General features: G+C 60.8%; 17 protein-coding genes. 2 read left to right on the plus strand and 15 right to left on the minus strand.

Annotated elements, in window-relative coordinates:
• Window positions 1-4: 4 nt before the first annotated feature.
• From zapE to IGS55_RS17030, 15 genes are all read right to left on the minus strand, one after another.
• On the minus strand, window positions 5-1,102 hold the full coding sequence (gene zapE / locus IGS55_RS16960) for a cell division protein ZapE (protein ID WP_034752052.1): 1,098 nt from the start codon (window positions 1,100-1,102) through the stop codon (window positions 5-7).
• A gap of 70 nt (window positions 1,103-1,172) precedes the next feature.
• Window positions 1,173-2,603, minus strand: coding sequence for a dihydrolipoyl dehydrogenase (lpdA, locus tag IGS55_RS16965; protein WP_035820749.1), 1,431 nt, complete (start codon window positions 2,601-2,603; stop codon window positions 1,173-1,175).
• Window positions 2,593-2,982, minus strand: a complete 390-nt coding sequence (locus tag IGS55_RS16970; protein WP_034752060.1) for a PspC domain-containing protein — start codon at window positions 2,980-2,982, stop codon at window positions 2,593-2,595. Before IGS55_RS16970 ends, lpdA begins: the two co-directional genes overlap by 11 nt.
• 94 nt (window positions 2,983-3,076) lie before the next feature.
• Window positions 3,077-4,333 carry a 2-oxoglutarate dehydrogenase complex dihydrolipoyllysine-residue succinyltransferase gene (gene odhB / locus IGS55_RS16975; protein WP_230519004.1) on the minus strand — a complete coding sequence of 419 codons (1,257 nt, stop codon included), beginning with the start codon at window positions 4,331-4,333 and terminating at the stop codon, window positions 3,077-3,079.
• A gap of 117 nt (window positions 4,334-4,450) precedes the next feature.
• Window positions 4,451-7,303 (minus strand): 2-oxoglutarate dehydrogenase E1 component, encoded by a 2,853-nt coding sequence (locus tag IGS55_RS16980; protein WP_230519005.1) that lies wholly within the window; start codon window positions 7,301-7,303, stop codon window positions 4,451-4,453.
• Window positions 7,304-7,560: 257 nt separating this feature from the next.
• Window positions 7,561-8,535, minus strand: a complete 975-nt coding sequence (locus IGS55_RS16985) for a LysR family transcriptional regulator (protein WP_230519006.1) — start codon at window positions 8,533-8,535, stop codon at window positions 7,561-7,563.
• A gap of 225 nt (window positions 8,536-8,760) precedes the next feature.
• Window positions 8,761-9,303, minus strand: a complete 543-nt coding sequence (locus IGS55_RS16990) for an NAD(P)H-dependent oxidoreductase (protein WP_230519007.1) — start codon at window positions 9,301-9,303, stop codon at window positions 8,761-8,763.
• 214 nt (window positions 9,304-9,517) lie between these two features.
• Window positions 9,518-9,859 (minus strand): winged helix-turn-helix transcriptional regulator, encoded by a 342-nt coding sequence (locus tag IGS55_RS16995; protein ID WP_230519008.1) that lies wholly within the window; start codon window positions 9,857-9,859, stop codon window positions 9,518-9,520.
• Window positions 9,860-9,984: 125 nt separating this feature from the next.
• Window positions 9,985-11,286, minus strand: coding sequence for a citrate synthase (gene gltA, locus IGS55_RS17000; RefSeq protein WP_230519009.1), 1,302 nt, complete (start codon window positions 11,284-11,286; stop codon window positions 9,985-9,987).
• Window positions 11,287-11,407: 121 nt separating this feature from the next.
• Entirely contained in the window at window positions 11,408-11,689 is a 282-nt protein-coding gene (locus tag IGS55_RS17005; protein WP_034752073.1) for an FAD assembly factor SdhE, read from the minus strand.
• A 116-nt stretch (window positions 11,690-11,805) separates the two neighbouring features.
• Complete coding sequence (locus tag IGS55_RS17010; protein ID WP_034789099.1) at window positions 11,806-12,516, minus strand: succinate dehydrogenase iron-sulfur subunit; 711 nt, start codon at window positions 12,514-12,516, stop codon at window positions 11,806-11,808.
• 9 nt (window positions 12,517-12,525) lie between these two features.
• Window positions 12,526-14,307 carry a succinate dehydrogenase flavoprotein subunit gene (gene sdhA / locus IGS55_RS17015; RefSeq protein WP_046685730.1) on the minus strand — a complete coding sequence of 594 codons (1,782 nt, stop codon included), beginning with the start codon at window positions 14,305-14,307 and terminating at the stop codon, window positions 12,526-12,528.
• A gap of 2 nt (window positions 14,308-14,309) precedes the next feature.
• Complete coding sequence (gene sdhD, locus IGS55_RS17020; protein WP_034752078.1) at window positions 14,310-14,675, minus strand: succinate dehydrogenase, hydrophobic membrane anchor protein; 366 nt, start codon at window positions 14,673-14,675, stop codon at window positions 14,310-14,312.
• 2 nt (window positions 14,676-14,677) lie between these two features.
• Entirely contained in the window at window positions 14,678-15,100 is a 423-nt protein-coding gene (gene sdhC, locus IGS55_RS17025; protein WP_034752080.1) for a succinate dehydrogenase, cytochrome b556 subunit, read from the minus strand.
• A gap of 306 nt (window positions 15,101-15,406) precedes the next feature.
• A complete protein-coding gene (locus IGS55_RS17030; RefSeq protein ID WP_230519010.1) occupies window positions 15,407-16,288 on the minus strand; it encodes a GntR family transcriptional regulator in 882 nt (293 codons plus the stop codon).
• Between the two features lie 305 nt (window positions 16,289-16,593).
• Between IGS55_RS17030 and IGS55_RS17035 the strand changes: the two genes are divergently transcribed.
• A complete protein-coding gene (locus IGS55_RS17035) occupies window positions 16,594-17,583 on the plus strand; it encodes a malate dehydrogenase (protein ID WP_034752084.1) in 990 nt (329 codons plus the stop codon).
• Window positions 17,584-17,693: 110 nt separating this feature from the next.
• The gene (locus IGS55_RS17040; protein WP_230519011.1) at window positions 17,694-18,692 is read left to right on the plus strand and encodes an HpcH/HpaI aldolase/citrate lyase family protein; all 999 of its coding nucleotides are present in this window, start codon (window positions 17,694-17,696) and stop codon (window positions 18,690-18,692) included.
• Window positions 18,693-18,700 lie beyond the last annotated feature (8 nt).

Genomic DNA, 18,700 nt, shown 5'->3' on the forward strand with positions numbered 1-18,700 from the left:
TGCCTCAAACGATCGCGTCGGCCGCGCCGCGCTGTTCTTTTTCCATGTATTCGCGCGATTGCATCTCGATGATACGCGAAACGGTGCGGTGAAACTCGTTGGCCAGCATGCCGTTCGTGTACAACTCATCCGGCGGCACTTCGGCCGACATGATCAGCTTGACCTTCTGGTCGTAAAACACGTCGATCAGCCACGTGAAGCGGCGCGCCTCGGAAGACTGCGCCGCCGACATGGCCGGTATGCCGGACAATATCACCGTATGGAAGCGGCTGGCGATTTCCAGATAATCATTTTGCGAACGGGGGCCGCCGCACAAGGTGGCGAAATCGAACCAGATGATGCCGCCGGCGCGGCGCAGGCAGTGGATTTCGCGGCTCTCGATGCGGATGCGCGCGTCTTCGTCGGCCGTCTCGGCGATGCGCGTGTAGGCATCGCGCAGGGCCTTGTCGGTTTCCGCGCCCAGCGGCGTATAGTAACTTTCCACCTGTTCCAGCGCGCGGCCGCGGTAATCGACGCCGGCGTCGACGTTCATCACGTCGAGCTTGTCCTTGAGCAGCGCGATGGTCGGCAGCATGCGGTCGCGGTGCAGGCCGTCCGGATACAGCAGGTCGGGGTCGTAATTCGAGGTCATGATGAAGGACACGCCATTGGCGAACAGGGCCGACAGCAGGTTGTACAGGATCATCGCGTCGGCGATGTCGGAGACGTGGAATTCATCGAAACAGATGAGGCGGTATTTCTTGGCGATGCGCTTGGCCACCTCGTCGAGCGGGTCGGCCACGCCTTTCAATTCATCGAGCTGCTGGTGCACGCCGCGCATGAATTCGTGGAAGTGCAAACGCGTCTTGCGCACGAGGGGCACGACCGAGTAAAAACTGTCCATCAGGAACGATTTACCGCGCCCCACCCCGCCCCACATGTACACGCCTTTCGGCACGGCAGGACGGTTCAGCAGGCGCTTGAAGGTGCTCGAGCGCTGGCCCTTGTAAGCCACCCACTCGTCATAGCACAGCTGCAGGCGGTCGACCGCGCGCCGCTGGGCGGCATCGGCCTTGAAATCACGCTTCTGCAACGCGTGCTGGTAAAACTCTTCTACGTTCATGGGATTCGCTTTAACGCACAAGGGCGCCGGCGGAAAAAATCCGCGAGCGCCCCTGAAGGACTAACTACAATTAAAAGTTCAACGTACGCTTGTCAACCGCCAGTGCCGCTTCCTTGGTCGCTTCCGACAGGGATGGGTGAGCGTGGCAGATGCGCGCGATGTCTTCGGCCGAAGCCTTGAATTCCATCGCCACGACGGCTTCGGAAATCAGTTCGGACGCCATCGGGCCGACGATGTGCACGCCGAGGATTTCATCGGTGGTCGCATCGGCCAGGAATTTCACCATGCCCGAAGTGTCGCCCAGCGCGCGCGCACGGCCGTTGGCCATGAACGGGAAGGTGCCTGCCTTGTAGGCGATGCCTTCGGCCTTCAGGGTTTGCTCGGTCTTGCCGACCCACGCGATTTCCGGCGAGGTGTAGATCACCCACGGAATCGTGTTGAAGTTGGTGTGGCCATGCTGGCCGGCGATACGCTCGGCCACGGCAACGCCCTCTTCTTCGGCCTTGTGCGCCAGCATCGGGCCGCGCACGACGTCGCCCACCGCCCAGACGTTCGGCAGGTTGGTCTTGCAGTCGCCGTCGACGGCGATGAAGCCGCGTTCGTCCAGCTGCAGGCCGACTTTGTCGGCGCCCAGCCCGTTCGTGTTCGGCGTACGGCCGATCGAGATGATCAGCTTGTCGAACACGGCTTTTTGCGCTTCGCCCTTGGCGTCCACGAATTCCACGGTGACGTCTTTCTTGCCTGGCGTGATCGCACCGATCTTGCAACCGAGGTTGATCTTCAAGCCTTGCTTGGTAAACAGCTTCGACGCTTCCTTGGCGATCTGCTCATCGACGGCGCCCAGGAAGACCGGCAGGCCTTCCAGCACGGTGACGTCGGAACCCAGACGGCGCCAGACGCTGCCCATTTCCAGACCGATCACGCCGGCACCGATGACGCCCAGCTTGGCTGGTACGGCGTCGATGGCCAGTGCGCCCGTGTTCGACAGGATCAGTTTCTCGTCGAATGGTGCGCCCGGCAGTTCGCGTGCGTTCGAACCCGTGGCGATGACCACGTGCTTGGCGCTCAGGGTTTCGTTGGCTTCGCCCGTCACGCTGATCTCGTACGCGCCGGCGGCGGCGGCGGCGAAAGCGGCACGGCCGTGGAAGAAGGCGATCTTGTTCTTCTTGAACAGGTACAGGATGCCGTCGTTGTTTTGCTTGACGACGGTGTCTTTGCGCTTGAGCATCTGGCCCAGGTTCAGCTTCAGGCCGGCGACGTCGATGCCGTGCTCGGCGAAGCTGTGGCCCGCGTGTTCGAAATGCTCGGACGATTGCAGCAGCGCTTTCGACGGGATGCAGCCGACGTTGGTGCAGGTACCGCCGGGAGCGGCGCCGCCCTTGGCGTTCGACCACTCGTCGACGCAAGCGACGGAAAAGCCCAGCTGCGCTGCGCGGATGGCGGCGATGTAGCCGCCAGGGCCCGCACCGATGACAACTACGTCAAATTGTTTAGTACTCATGTTTTGTTATTCCAATCTCTTCGTCTGGTACGAAAATCCACAATAGAAGGTAAATCACCACGCCGAAGCCGAAGGTCAATGTAAACAGGACGAAGACGAGGCGCCAGATCCACGCTTCCATGCCGGAAGCGCGTCCCAGGCCGCCGCACACGCCGCCGAGCCAGCGGTCGTTGCGCGAACGGCGCAGGCGGTTGAATTCCTGCACCAGGTCGTTCGCCGGACCGGCAGCCGCATCGGCGCCGGCGCCGGACGTGCTGCCCGGCTTGTCCAGGTTGATATTGCTCAGGAGCTTGGCTTTCGCTTGCGCAAATTCCGCGTCGCTCAGAGCGCCCGCCAGGTGCAACTCGTGCAGACGCTTGATTTCTTCAGAGATGTTCATAGGAATCCTCTTTCATTGAGATCAGCCAGCTGCGTCTTCTGGCAAGGGGTATCAGCTACATTGCCCCGGCGGCTACGCCGGGGGACTACGGTGCTTACAGGTCCAGCAGCAGGCGTGCGGGATCTTCCAGCGCTTCTTTCATCGCCACCAGGCCCAGGACGGCTTCGCGGCCGTCGATGATGCGGTGGTCGTAGGACATGGCCAGGTAGTTCATCGGACGTACCACGATCTGGCCGTTTTCGACAACAGCGCGGTCCTTGGTCGCATGCACGCCCAGGATGGCCGATTGTGGCGGGTTGATGATCGGGGTCGACAGCATGGAGCCGAAGGTGCCGCCGTTCGAGATCGAGAACGTACCGCCCGTCAGGTCGTCCAGGGTCAGCTTGCCTTCCTTGGCTTTCGCGCCGAATTCACCGATTTTTTTCTCGATGTCGGCGATCGACAGCTGGTCCGCGTTGCGGATGATAGGCACGACCAGGCCGCGTGGCGAACCGACAGCGATACCGATGTCGAAGTAGCCGTGGTAGACGATGTCGTTGCCGTCAACGGAGGCATTGATGATCGGGTACTTTTTCAGGGCGGCGACGGCGGCCTTGACGAAGAACGACATGAAGCCCAGCTTGACGCCGTGCTCTTTCTCGAACTTGTCCTTGTACTTGTTGCGCAGGTCGATGACCGGCTGCATGTTCACTTCATTGAACGTGGTCAGGATGGCGTTCGTCGATTGCGATTGCAGCAGGCGCTCGGCGATACGTGCGCGCAGGCGGCTCATCGGCACGCGCTCTTCCGGACGGTCGCCCAGGTTGGCGGCCGACGGCGTGGCAACTTGTTGCAGCGCTGGCTTGGCAGCGGCTGGCGCCAGCGGCGCAACAGCTGGCTTGGCGGAAGCGGCCAGGGCGTCGCCCTTGGTCACGCGGCCGTCTTTGCCCGAACCGGCGACGTCGCCAGCGGACAGGCCTTTTTCGGACAGGATCTTGGCAGCGGCAGGCATGGCGACATCGCCTTTGGTCGCGGCGGCTGGAGCGGACGCGGTCGAAGCGTCTTGCGCGGCGGCGGCCAGGGCTGGCGCAGGCACGGCCGACACTTCCATCGGGCTGACCTTGGCCGAGCCGTCGGTGTCGATGATGGCGATGACTTCGCCGGCGACGACGGTGGCGCCGTCAGCCTTGATGATTTGAACGATCACGCCAGCGGCAGGCGCCGGCAGTTCCAGCACGACTTTATCGGTTTCGATATCGATCATGTTTTCGTCGCGCGCAACTGCTTCGCCGACTTTCTTGTGCCATGCCAGCAGGGTCGCTTCCGCAACCGATTCCGACAACTGGGGAACTTTGACTTCGATTTGTGCCATGTAAAACTCCGTTTATTTTGTTATTGCGGCGCCGCCCCTGCGTAGCAAGGGCGGCGCTCCGTCATGATGTATGCAAGCAGGCGCCATGCATGCGCATGGCGCCCCTTATCCTGCCACTTACTTGGTCAGGATAAAACCCTTCAGCTTCGAGAATGCCGTTTCCAGCAGATCTTTTTGCTGGGCGTAGTGCTTGTCATAGTAACCGACAGCAGGCGACGCCGAAGCAGGACGGCCGGCGTAGGCCAGACGCTGACCCGATTCCAGGCCTTCGAAGATGTTGTGCTGGATCTGGAACCAGGCGCCCTGGTTTTGCGGCTCGTCCTGTGCCCAGACGACTTCGACCAGGTTCGGGAACTTCTTCAGTTCAGCAGCGAACGACTTGTGCGGGAACGGATACAGCTGTTCCAGGCGCACGATGGCCGTGTCGGTCTGGCCGCGGGTCTTGCGTGCGTTGACCAGGTCGTAATAGACCTTGCCCGAGCAGGCGACCACGCGCTTGACTTTCTTGGCGTCGATTTTGTCGTCGACTTCGCCGATGACGGTCTGGAAGCCGCCCTTGGCCAGGTCGGTCAGCGGCGAACCGGCATCCTTGTTGCGCAACAGCGACTTCGGCGTCAGGATGACCAGCGGCTTGCGGAACTGGCGCACCATCTGGCGGCGCAGCAAATGGAAGATCTGCGAAGCCGTCGTCGGCTGCACCACTTGCATGTTGTTGTCTGCGCACAGCTGCAGGAAACGCTCGGGACGCGCGGACGAGTGCTCAGGACCCTGGCCTTCGTAACCGTGCGGCAGCATCATGACCAGGCCCGAAGCGCGGCCCCACTTCACTTCGCCGGAGCTGATGAACTGGTCGATCACCACTTGCGCGCCGTTGGCGAAGTCGCCGAACTGGGCTTCCCAGATCGTCAGCGTGTTCGGTTCAGCGGTCGAGTAGCCGTATTCGAAGGCCAGTACGGCTTCTTCGGACAGCACCGAGTCGATGACGGTGAACGGCGCCTGGTTGTCCGACACGTTTTGCAGCGGAATGTAGGTACCTGCATCCCAACGCTCGCGGTTCTGGTCATGCAGCACGGCGTGGCGGTGCACGAAGGTGCCGCGGCCGGCATCCTGACCCGTCAGGCGGATGGCGTAGCCGGACGATACCAGCGAAGCGTAGGCCAGGTGTTCGCCCATGCCCCAGTCCAGGTTCATTTCGCCACGGCCCATGGTGCCACGGTCGCCCAGTACTTTTTCAACCAGCGAGTGGACCTTGAAGTCTTCCGGCACGGTGGTGATGCGGGTAGCCAGGCGCTTCAATTCCGTCATCGGCACGGCGGTGTCGGCCGAATCGGTCCATTTCTTGTTCAGGAACGGCAGCCAGTCGACGGCGTACTTGTTCTTGAAGTTCGAGATGACCGGATCGACGGTATGCTTGCCGGCGTCCATGGCGTCGCGGAATGCGGCCACCATCTTGTCGCCGCCATCGGCAGGGATCACGCCTTGCGCTACCAGCTTGTCCGCGTACAGCTTGCGGGTGCCTGGATGCTGGCCGATCTTTTTGTACATCAGTGGCTGCGTCAGTGCCGGCGTATCTTGCTCGTTGTGGCCAAGCTTGCGGTAGCAGATGATGTCGAGGACGATGTCCTTCTTGAATTCCATGCGGTAGTCGAGCGCGATCTGCGTCGCCAGCACCACGGCTTCCGGATCATCGGCGTTGATGTGCAGGACCGGTGCTTCGATCATCTTGACGACGTCCGAGCAGTACAGGGTCGAGCGGGCGTCGCGCGGATCCGAGGTGGTGAAACCGATCTGGTTGTTGATCACGATATGCACCGTGCCGCCGGTATGGTAGCCGCGGGTTTGCGCCAGATTCAGCGTTTCCATGACCACGCCCTGGCCGGCGAAAGCGGCATCGCCGTGCACCAGGATAGGCAGCACTTGCGCGCCCTGCGCGTCGCCGCGGCGATCCATGCGGGCCTTGACGGAGCCTTCGACCACAGGGTTGACGATTTCCAGGTGCGACGGGTTGAACGCCAGCGACAGGTGGACCGGGCCGCCTGCGGTGGAGATGTCCGACGAGAAGCCTTGATGGTATTTCACGTCGCCGGCAGGCAGGTCGTCGCCATGCTTGCCTTCGAATTCTTCGAACAGTTCCTGCGGCGCTTTGCCCAGGGTGTTGACCAGCACGTTCAGGCGGCCGCGGTGGGCCATGCCGATGACGATTTCCTGCACGCCTGTTTCGCCGGCGCGCTGGATGGTTTCATCCATCGAGGCGATGAAGGTTTCGCCGCCTTCCAGGGAGAAGCGCTTCTGGCCCACGTAGCGGGTGTGCAGATAGCGTTCCAGGCCTTCAGCCGCGGTCAGGCGGTCGAGGATGTGGATTTTTTTCTCTGGGGTGAAATTCGGGGTGGAGCGGATCGATTCCAGTTTCTCTTGCAGCCAGCGCTTTTCGGCCGGGTCGGAGATGTACATGAATTCGGCGCCGATCGAACGCGTGTAGGTATCGCGCAGATAGTTGAGCAGATCGCGCAGGGTGGCGGTCTCGGGGCCAAAATAGGTATTGCTGATGTTGAACACGGTGTCCATGTCAGCGTCGGTGAAACCGTAGAAGCTCGGCTCGAGCTCAGGGATCATCGGACGTTCCTGGCGTTGCAGCGGATCCAGGTTGGCCCAGTGGGAACCGAGGTAGCGGTAAGCGGCGATCAGCTGCGTGGCGGCGACGCGCTTGCGGCCCATTTCAACATCGAAGGAAGCGGTCACTGTGCGGATCGGACCTGCTTTTGCGCGCTCGGCGAACGAGGCGACGACGGAGGCATGCGCCACGTCAGGCTTGTTGGTGCCATCGACGGCAGGCACGTGCTGCATTGCGTCGAAGTAGGAACGCCAGTTATCGGGGACCGAGCCTGGGTTGTTCAAATATGCCTCGTACAGGTCTTCCACGTACGGAGCATTCCCACCGAACAGGTAGGAGTTGGTCGTTAATTGCTGCATATATTGCTCACCTTTCTTCGCGCTTCGCGAGGAATTAGCGGGTTAATCTAACCTTCCGCGACACGGCCTGACCGGTTAGCGGATTGCACATCAAGTTGTGGGGAAGGGCTTTTTTATTGCACCAGCATTCTGCATACCGTCATTTAGAATAGCACGCGGTATTGTAACGCAACAACGGCAAGTTGAATTTTATTTGGCAAGCAAATGTAAGCTGTGTTGTTGATTTTCCCGGGCTTGCAAGCCTGTCACTGTTGCACTTACAGCACATCGGCGGCCCTGCCGGCGTGCCGCTTGCGGCCAACCGGTCTGCCCGGCGAAGGCGGCGCCGCGATGGCGGCCAGCCACTCGGCATCACCGGCAAACCACTGCACCAGAAAGTCGAGCATGGTGCGCAGCAGTGGCGACATGTGCTGGCGCGAGGTGTAGACGCCGTAGATGCCCATGTCCTGCGGCTGGTACGCGGGCAGCAGCTCCACCAGCTGCCCGCTGGCGATCAGCGGCGCGGCCGAAAAGCGCGGCTGCAAGGCGATGCCCGCCCCCGCCACCGTGGCCACCAGCAGGACCAGCGACTCATTCGCCGACAGGCGGCCGCTGACGGGGACAGTGAGCGCTTCCCCGTCATGCGTGAATTGCCACAGGCTCTTGCCGAAATACGTGTACGTCAGGCAGTTGTGCAGGGCCAGGTCTTGCGCCCGGCGCGGCGTGCCGTGCGCCGCCAGGTACGATGGTGCGGCGCACACCACCGAGGCGCAGCTGGCCAGCTGGCGCGCGATCAGGTTCGGCTCGAGCGCGTTCGTGATGCGGATCGCCAGGTCGATGCGCTGCTCCACCAGGTTGACGGCGCGGTTCTCCATCTGCAGGTCGACGGCGGCGCGCGGGTAGCGCCGCAGGTAAGCGGTTACTGCGCCAGCGAGCGCCGTCTGTGCCAGCGATTGCGAGCAGGTGATGCGCAGCAAACCATGCGGCGTATCGAGACCCTCGGGCGAGGTGACGGCCATGGCGCCGGCCACTTCCAGCATCTGGCGGCAGCGCGCCAGAGTGGTTTCGCCCGCATCCGTCAGACTCAGACGGCGCGTGGTGCGATGCAACAGGCGCGCCCCAGCCCACTGTTCCATTTCGGCCAGGTAGCGCGTCACCATGGCGCGCGACATGTCGAGCGTCTCGCTGGCGGCCACCATGCTGCCCCGCTCGGCGATGGCGACGAATACTTGTGCGGCGGTGATACGGTCCATGCGCTACTCCCTTGATTCGTCCGATCCATGCAACTGATATCGCAATCTACCCTATTTGCCGCGCCTGGTCGAAAGGCGGTAGAACATTCAATACAGAAAGAACAATATGTCTGCACGCGACGCCCGCCTCTTCCGCACCCTGGAAACCGTTCCGATGCGGCGCAGTTAGCGCACACCGTCGCCGCCAGCGGCGAGCGGCATTGCACTGAGGCTGGCCCCGCTGCCTTACAGCGCGGCCAGGAAGCGCTCATACTCTTGCGCACTGCGTGCCAGCCGCCCGGCATAGTCCGGCTCCTTCGGCCCGTCTTCCGCGCCATAGAAGGCAAAGAAGCGGCGGTTGTCGGCGCCGATATACGCCAGGGTCACATCGAACGGCGCCAGCAGCTGCACCAGGGTGACGTTCCACTTGCCTTGCGGCGTGAAGTCTTCCTGGCGGATGCCTGCCGTGACGCCCAGCGCCACTTTTCTCCCCTTGAAGGCATCGCCGCCCGTGCCGTAAGCCCAGCCATACGCCAGCACCTCGTCGAGCCACTGCTTGAGCAAGGGCGGGCAGTTGAACCAGTACACGGGAAACTGCAAGACCACATTGGTGTGCGCCTCCACCAGCGCCTGCTCGCGCGCCACGTCGATATTTCCATCAGGATAAGCCTGGTGCACGTCATGGATGGTGTAGCGGTCCGGATACCGCGCCAGCTCCCGCAGCCAGCGCTTGTTGGCCACCGAAGTATCAATGGAGGGATGGAAGACGATAACAAGGGTTTTCAACATGCTGTTTTCCTGAAAATGGACGGATGCACCGGCCTCGCGCTCTGAAAAAGCAAGCGAGCCGGTACCCTGCCCCGCGGCGTTTCATTGCACCGCCAGAGGCAGAAACAGCATATCCATGGTGAGTACTTTATACAAGTACGCACATTTATTGCTCATACCATACAAAAAGTAAGCTACTGGACTATAGAAAAGCGCGTTGCCATACGTATCCGGATCAAACTGGCTGTTGCCGCTCGCCCCACTCGCACAGGGTATGCAGCACGGGGATCAGCGAGGCGCCCTTGCTTGAGAGCGAGTATTCCACCTTGGGCGGCACTTGCGGATACTCCTTGCGCACGATCAGCGCATCGGCCTCCAGTTCCTTCAGCACGACGCTGAGGGTCTTGAAGGCGATGCCGCCCAGATGACGCTTGAGTTCGTTATGCCGCAGCACCTTGTTTTCCGCCAGCGCGTACAGGATCAGCATCTTGTATTTCCCGCCGATCAGCGACAAGGTATAGCCAAATGCCGTATCGCCGAGGGCCACGCCGCCGGGGGCGCAGGTTTCTTCATTCATCGCATTGTGCTTCCTGTTGGTCAGAGTGCGAGCATAACAGCCCGGCGGCCCCGGCTTGCGTCGAGCACGCGCATAAAAAAAACGGGCCGAAGCCCGTTTTTTTGTTTGCTCGATACCGCTCCGGATTAACGCTTGTCCAGTGGCGGTACTTCACGCGTGGTCGAACCGACGAACAGCTGGCGCGGACGGCCGATCTTTTGCTCTGGGTCGGCGATCATTTCGTTCCACTGGGCGATCCAGCCGATCGTACGGGCCATAGCGAAGATACCGGTGAACAGCGATACAGGGATGCCCAGCGCCGATTGCACGATGCCCGAGTAGAAGTCGACGTTCGGGTACAGTTTGCGCGACACGAAGTATTCGTCGTTCAGTGCAATCTTTTCCAGTTCCATCGCCAGCTTGAACAGCGGATCGTCCTGCAGACCCAGTTCTTGCAGCACTTCGTAGCAGGTTTCACGCATCAGCTTGGCGCGTGGATCGAAGTTCTTGTACACGCGGTGGCCAAAGCCCATCAGCTTGACGCCCGAGTTCTTGTCCTTGACTTGCGCGATGAAGGCAGGGATGTTCTCGACGGTGCCGATTTCTTTCAGCATGTTCAGTGCCGCTTCGTTGGCGCCGCCGTGGGCAGGGCCCCACAGGCAGGCGATACCGGCAGCGATACAGGCGAACGGGTTGGCGCCCGACGAACCGGCCAGACGGACGGTCGATGTCGATGCGTTTTGCTCGTGGTCCGCATGCAGGATCAGGATGCGGTCCAGGGCGCGCACCAGCACGTCGTTGACCTTGTACTCTTCGCACGGGTTGGCGAACATCATGTGCATGAAGTTGGCGCTGTACGACAGGTCGTTGCGTGGGTACACGAACGGCTGGCCGACCGAGTACTTGTAGGTCATGGCGACCAGGGTCGGCATCTTGGCGATCAGGCGGATGGCCGACACTTCGCGGTGACGCGGGTCGTTGATGTCCAGCGAGTCATGGTAGAACGATGCCAGCGCGCCGACGGTGCCCACCAGGACCGACATCGGATGCGCGTCGCGGCGGAAGCCGCGGAAGAAGAATTGCATCTGTTCGTGCACCATCGTGTGCTTGGTGACGGTGTCGACGAACTTGGCTTTCTGCGCCGCGTTCGGCAGTTCGCCGTTCAGCAGCAGGTAGCACGATTCCATGAAGTCGGCGTTGACGGCCAACTGTTCGATCGGGTAACCACGGTACAGCAGCTCGCCCTTGTCGCCGTCGATGTAGGTGATCGACGAGTTGCAGGCGGCCGTCGACATAAAGCCTGGGTCGTAGGTGAACTTGCCGCTACCGGCGTACAGTTTGCGGATGTCGATGACGTCCGGGCCAACCGTGCCTTTGTAGATTGGAAATTCAAGCGATGGGCTGCCATCGGAGAACGACAGGGTAGCTTTTGTGTCAGAGATATTCATGGGCTCTTCCTTCTCGGGAGTGAGTCGAAATTAAAATCAAAAATTCTGGCTGCAATTCGCACCGCACTCGGCAGTGCTACAGCGCGCCACTCGCACCGTTTGCAATATATCGCCCAGGCGTCTAGGCAATGCGCAGTCGTTGCAGCAGTGCGCGCACATGCGGCAGATCGACTTCGCCTTCCGGCTCTTTACGGGCCAGTACCAGATCCATTAACGCATTGTCCGATAAATCCAGCAAACGCGTCAGCGCGTCAACTTCTTCATCGGTCAATTCGGTTTCATACGCATCGAGAAAACGGGTCAGGATAATGTCGTTTTCCAGCAGGCCACGGCGTGAACGCCAGCGCAGGCGGGCGCGGTTGGCCGGGTCGGCCTGATGCGAGGACAAAATTGATTCTGTCATTTGGTTTACCACTTTACGTGTGCCTTGCGGCACGGTGCTGCTTTGCAGGCGCCGCCCGCAGGCAAGAGAGGATACCCTCTTCCCGCAAACGGCGCCCGGCGGACGCGATCAGGGGATCAGATCGCGCGGCGGACCATCAATTCCTTGATCTTGCCGATCGCCTTGTTCGGGTTCAACCCTTTCGGGCAGACGTCGACACAGTTCATGATCGAATGGCAGCGGAACAGGCGGTACGGGTCTTCCAGGTTGTCCAGACGCGCACCGGTGGCTTCGTCGCGCGAATCGGCGATGAAGCGGTAGGCTTGCAGCAGGCCGGCCGGGCCGACGAATTTGTCCGGATTCCACCAGAACGACGGGCACGACGTGGAGCAGCATGCGCACAGGATGCACTCGTACAGGCCATCGAGTTCTTCGCGCTGTTCCGGCGATTGCAGGCGCTCTTTTTCAGGCGGGATCGAATCGTTGATCAGGAAAGGCTTGATCGAATCATACTGCTTGAAAAATTGCGTCATGTCGACGATCAGGTCGCGGATGACCGGCAAACCTGGCAACGGACGCAGCACGATAGGCTCCGACAGTTCGTTCAGGTTGGTCGTGCATGCCAGGCCGTTCTTGCCGTTGATGTTCATTGCGTCCGAACCGCACACGCCTTCGCGGCACGAGCGGCGCAGGGCCAGCGAGTCATCGACGTCAGACTTGATGCGCTGCAGTGCGTCGAGCAGCATCTTGTCGGTGTCTTTCAGCTCGACCGTCAGGTCTTGCATGTAAGGCTTGGCATCCTGGTCAGGATCGTAGCGGTAGATTTTGAATTTGAGAGTGCGTGCCATGGTATAGCCTTAGAAAGTACGTGGTTTCGGTTTGAAGGTATCAACCGTCAAAGGCTTGGTCACGACTGGCTTGTATTCCAGTCGGTTGCCTTCCGAATACCACAGCGTGTGCTTCATCCAGTTGTCGTCGTCGCGGGTCGGGTGGTCGTCCTGGGCGTGGGCGCCGCGCGATTCCTTGCGCGCTGCCGCCGAAACGATGGTCGCTTTCGCCGTTTCGATCAGGTTGTCCAGCTCCAGCGCTTCCACGCGGGCCGTGTTGAAGACCATCGATTTATCCTTGAAGGAGACGTGCTTGCGGCGCTCGTCGAGCTTCATGATTTCTTCGACGCCCTTGTTCAGCATCTCGTCGGTACGGAACACGCCGCAGTACTTCTGCATCGTTGCGCGGATGTCGTTCGCCACGCCCTGCACGGTTTCCGTGCCGGTCGAGTTTTCCAGGCGCTGCAAACGGCCCATGGCGAAATCGGCAGCATCGGCTGGCAAAGGCTTGTTTTCCTTGGCTTTCAGGCCGCTGTTGACGATGTGGTTACCGGCCGCGCGGCCGAAGACCACGAGGTCGAGCAGCGAGTTCGTGCCCAGGCGGTTGGCGCCGTGCACGGACACGCAGGCGCATTCGCCGATCGCGTACAGACCGTTGACAACCTTGGCCGAATTATCCGGACCGGTCGGGGTGACGACCTGGCCGTGGATGTTCGTCGGGATGCCGCCCATCTGGTAGTGAATCGTCGGCACGACAGGAATCGGTTCCTTGGTGGCGTCGACGTTGGCGAACTTGTGGCCGATTTCCAGAATCGATGGCAGGCGCTTGGCGATGGTGTCGGCGCCGATATGGCGCAGGTCCAGCATCACGTGGTCCTTGTTCGGACCGCAGCCGCGGCCTTCCTTGATTTCCTGGTCCATCGAACGCGAGACGAAGTCGCGCGGCGCCAGATCCTTCAGGGTCGGCGCATAGCGTTCCATGAAGCGTTCGCCTTCGCTATTGATCAGGATGCCGCCTTCGCCGCGCACGCCTTCGGTGATCAATACGCCCGCGCCGGCCACGCCGGTCGGGTGGAACTGCCAGAATTCCATGTCTTGCAGCGGCAGGCCGGCGCGTGCCGCCATGCCCATGCCGTCGCCGGTATTAATGAACGCATTCGTCGACGCGGCGAAGATACGGCCTGCGCCGCCCGTTGCCATGACCGTCGTTTTTGCTTCCAGGATCATGCATTCGCCGGTTTCCATTTCCAGCGCGACAACACCGATCACGTCGCCTTCGGCGTCGCGGATCAGGTCGAGTGCCATCCATTCTACGAAGAAGTGCGTACGCGCACGCACGTTGCGCTGGTACAGCGTGTGCAACAGGGCGTGACCGGTACGGTCGGCTGCCGCGCAGGCGCGCTGCACCGGCTTTTCGCCGAAGTGGGCCGTGTGGCCGCCGAATGGACGCTGATAGATGGTGCCGTCAGGGTTGCGGTCGAATGGCATGCCGAAGTGTTCCAGTTCGTACACGACCTTCGGTGCTTCGCGGCACATGAATTCGATGGCATCCTGGTCGCCCAGATAGTCGCCGCCCTTGACGGTGTCGAACATGTGCCAGAACCAGTTGTCTTCGGCCATGTTGCCGAGCGACGCGCCGATACCGCCCTGCGCCGCAACGGTGTGCGAGCGGGTCGGGAAAACTTTCGACAGAACAGCGACGTTCAGGCCGGCTTCGGCCAGCTGCAACGACGCGCGCATGCCGGAACCGCCGGCGCCAACGATGACCGCATCAAAGCGGCGGGTAGGGATTGCAGATTTATATGCTGCCACGATTACACACTCCAGAGTATCTGTACCGTCCAGCCGGCACAAGCGATCAACCACAGCATGGTGGCAATTTGCAGGGTCAGACGGAGGCCAGCGCTTTTCACGTAGTCCATCCAGATGTCGCGTACGCCGACCCATGCGTGGTAGAACAGGGCGACGAAGGTCACCAGGCTGAACAATTTAAACCACTGCTGTGCGAACAGACCAGCCCAGCCTTCATAGCTGAAGTTGCTGCCGGTCAGGAAAGAAATAAGCAGGATGGCCACATAGGCCACCATGACGATGGCGGTAACGCGTTGCGCCAGCCAATCGCGCAAGCCGTAATGGGCACCGACGACGAGGCGTTTCGGTCCGATATTATTGTCTGCCATGTTTAAAATACTCCAAACAGTTTCAAAGCGACCAAGGCCGTCAACACCAGGCTCACGACCAGCACGGACGACGCGGTCTTGCGTGCCGAATCTTTTTCGATGGCAACGTGCACGTCCATGAACAGGTGACGGATACCGGCGCAGAAGTGGTGCAGGAAGGCCCAGACGAGACCCAGGGTGATCAGCTTGACGAACCAGTGCGAGGCGATGCCCTGGAAGTAGGCGTAGGACATTTCGGAACGCAGGCTCAGTTCCAGCATGTACAGGATACATGGCAGCAAGGCGAAAATGATGAAACCGCTGATGCGATGCAGGATCGAGACGATGGCGCCGACAGCCATGCGGTAGTTCGACAATTCGGTAACATGAATGTTACGGAATTGTGGCCGTTCTTTTTTTGGTACTTCTCTTACGGCTTCAGACATAACAAAAACCTCCCCTTTGAATTTCAACTAAATATTGAAGCCGCGATTTTCGCCGATTTTCGCAACCCATACCAATATCTATTGTTACATATAACCAAAATGGTTTTTTACTACAAAATACCGCGCTACTTTCCGTAGTTCACGTAATTTAATTACAGAATCGCCGGCAAAACACGGCCCGCCGGGGCGGGCCATGCTGTCGCTGCGCTTTCCGTTGTCTCCGTTGCCCGCCTTGCGGCAGGCATCTTGCAAGCGATGCACTTCAGCCTTGCCGCTTGTGCGGACGCCCGCAGGCGCCCCGCCGCTTCAGCTGAGTTCATTCTGATAATGATGGCGACTGGTCAGGTACAAGCCCCGGCGCAGTTCGACCGGCTTGTCGCCGTAGGTAAACGACACGCGCTCGGAACTGAGCAAGGGCGTGCCGAGGTCGATATTTAACAATTGCGCGGCGCCCGCGTCGGCGCACACGGCGCGGATCTGTTCGGACGCGCGTATCATGCGCGTGCCAAATTCCGTTTCGAACAAGCCGTACATGGGCCCCTTGTATTCCACCAGGCGCTCGGCCGTCAGCCCCTTGAAGATCAGGCCGGGCAGCCACAGTTCCTCGACGATGGTCGGCACGCCGTCGAAATACTGCACGCGCTTGATGAAGATGACGGCGTCGCCGGACTTCAGGTCCATCAGGCGCGCCACGTCGGCCGGCGCGCGCACGCGCTTGACTTCGATGAATTTGCTTTCGGGGTAATGCGGCACGCCTTCGTCCGGCACCAGGCGCAGGAAGCGGAAATGCGCGCGCGCCTCATGGTGGGTGGAAACGAAAGTGCCCTTGCCCTGGCGGCGCATGACGAGGTTCTCGGCGGCCAGTTCATCGATGGCCTTGCGCACCGTGCCCTGACTGACCTTGAAGCGGCCTGCCAGCTCGACTTCGCTGGGAATCAGTTCGCCCGGCTTCCATTCGCCCGATTGCAGGCTCTGCGTGATGAGCGCCTTGATCTGCTGGTACAGGGGACTGAAGGTGGGCGAAGCGGTCGCGGCAGGCGCGGACACGGCGGTGGCAGTGGTATTAATGCTGGCGACAGGGGTGCCGGCCGCAGTGGCAGCAGGCGTGGCCGGGGTGCCCGCGGTCGGACTGACCGCCCCGCTTGCAGCAGTGGCATTGTTGGTCAGATTGGACGAGGCGGAATTCATAGTCCGACATTTCAACACAAATCACTGTCCGCGTCCAGTAAAACAGACGTAGTTATCTGTCTTATATAAGACATAAGATATGATTGACAGATAGAGATCGGAGGCCTAAACTGCCCTCGATAAAACTTGTGAGCCAGCGTTTTATGTTGTCGGCCAGCCACTCTGGCCTCGTGCAGCACAAGCGTGACGGCAGCGTACACCAGCATTTCGGTGGCGCGGGCCGGTTTTGGTATCATTACAGTTTTTCCGGATAAGCGTAAGCCCAGCTTCAAGCCCGTTTTCTTTCCCATTTTTGGAGATTCATCATGGCTAAAACCCCAATGCGTGTTGCAGTGACCGGCGCCGCCGGCCAGATCGGCTACGCCCTGTTGTTCCGCATCGCCAATGGCGACATGCTCGGCAAAGACCAGCCTGTCATCTTGCAACTGCTTGAAATCCCGGACGAAAAAGCCCAGAAGGCGCTCAAGGGCGTGATGATGGAAATCGACGATTGCGCCTTCCCGCTGCTGACGGAAATGACCGCCCACTCCGATCCGCTGACCGCCTTCAAGGATGTCGACGTGGCCGTCCTGGTGGGCGCGCGTCCACGCGGCCCAGGCATGGAACGCAAGGACCTGCTGGAAGCGAACGCCCAGATCTTCACGGTACAAGGCAAGGCGCTCGACGCCGTCGCTTCGCGCAATGTCAAAGTACTGGTGGTCGGCAACCCTGCCAACACCAACGCCTACATCGCCATGAAATCGGCACCATCGCTGCCAGCGAAAAACTTCACCGCCATGCTGCGCCTGGACCACAACCGCGCGCTGTCGCAAGTCGCTGCCAAGACCGGCACCGCCGTGAAAGACATCGAGAAGCTGACCGTCTGGGGCAACCACTCGCCGACGATGTACGCCGACTACCGCTTCGCCACCGTGAACGGCAAGGCTGTGAAAGACCTGATCAACGACCAGGAATGGAACGCCAACGTGTTCCTGCCTACCGTCGGCAAGCGCGGCGCGGCCATCATCGAAGCGCGCGGCCTGTCGTCGGCAGCGTCGGCAGCGAACGCCGCCATCGACCACATCCATGACTGGATGCTGGGCACCGCCGGCAAGTGGACCACCATGGGCGTTCCTTCGGATGGCTCGTATGGCATTCCTGAAGGCACCGTGTTCGGCTTCCCGGTCACCACCGACAACGGTGAGTACACCATCGTTCAAGGTCTGGAAATCGATGCATTCTCGCAAGAGCGCATCAACCTGACCCTGAAAGAACTGACCGAAGAGCGCGAAGGCGTGAAACACCTGCTGGCCTAAGTCCAGTTTTGGCGGCGCGGCAATGCGCCGCCCGCCAAGAAGGCCGCTCCGCGAGATTCGCGGCGCGGCTGTTTTCTCAAGTAGTTTTTACCTGCAGAAATGCCTTAAGCATGCACCCTTCCGAGGTTTTATTCCAAGGCAAACGCCAGCCGCTGTTGCTCGCCGCTTGCGACCACTACGCCGGCTCTGAAAAGCTGATGCGTAAATCGATTGCTTTGCAACAAGAGCTTGGTCCCCTGTTCGACATCACCTTCGACTGCGAAGACGGCGCCAGCGCCGGCAATGAAGAAGTCCACGCGCTGATGATCGCCGGCCTGCTGGCCAGCGACGAGAACCAGTTCAACCGCATCGGCGTGCGCGTGCACGACGTCGACAGCCCGTTTTTCGTGCGCGACGTGGAAATCATCTGCAGCGCCGCGTCCCGCCTGGCCTATATCGCCGTGCCCAAGGTGGCCGGCGTGCAGGATGCCATGCTGGCCATCGACCTGATCAACCTGCACGCGCGCCGCGCCGGCCGCGACAACCTGCCCGTGCACATCCTGATCGAGACGCATGGCGCGCTGCGCGACGCCTACGCGATCGCCGCCCTGCCCCAGGTCGAATGCCTGTCCTTCGGCATCATGGATTTCGTGTCGGCCCACTACGGCGCCATTCCCGCCGCCGCCATGCGCACGCCGGGCCAGTTCACGCACCCGCTGGTGGTGCGCGCCAAGCTCGAAGTGGCGGCCGCCTGCCACGCGCACGGCAAGGTGGCGTCGCACAACGTGACGACGGACGTGCGCGATTCGGCCGTGGTGGCGAATGACGCCCAGCGCGCGACGGCCGAGTTCGGCTACACGCGCATGTGGAGCATCCACCCGGACCAGATCAAGCCCATCATCAAGGCCTTTACGCCGCGCCTGTCCGAAGTCAACGAAGCGAGCAACATCCTCAACGAAGCGCTGCGCGCCAACTGGGGACCGATTGCGCAAAATGGCCGCTTGCACGACCGCGCCAGCTACCGATATTATTGGACCGTTTTGCAACGCGCCAAACTGGCGGGCCTCGGCCTGCCCGAGGCGGCCGCTGCATTACTCAACACCCCCTCTTCCAGCACCACTGAAAACTGACAGGAATT

It is taken from the genome of Janthinobacterium sp. EB271-G4-3-2, from assembly GCF_020858035.1.
Taxonomy (GTDB): domain Bacteria; phylum Pseudomonadota; class Gammaproteobacteria; order Burkholderiales; family Burkholderiaceae_D; genus Janthinobacterium; species Janthinobacterium aestuarii.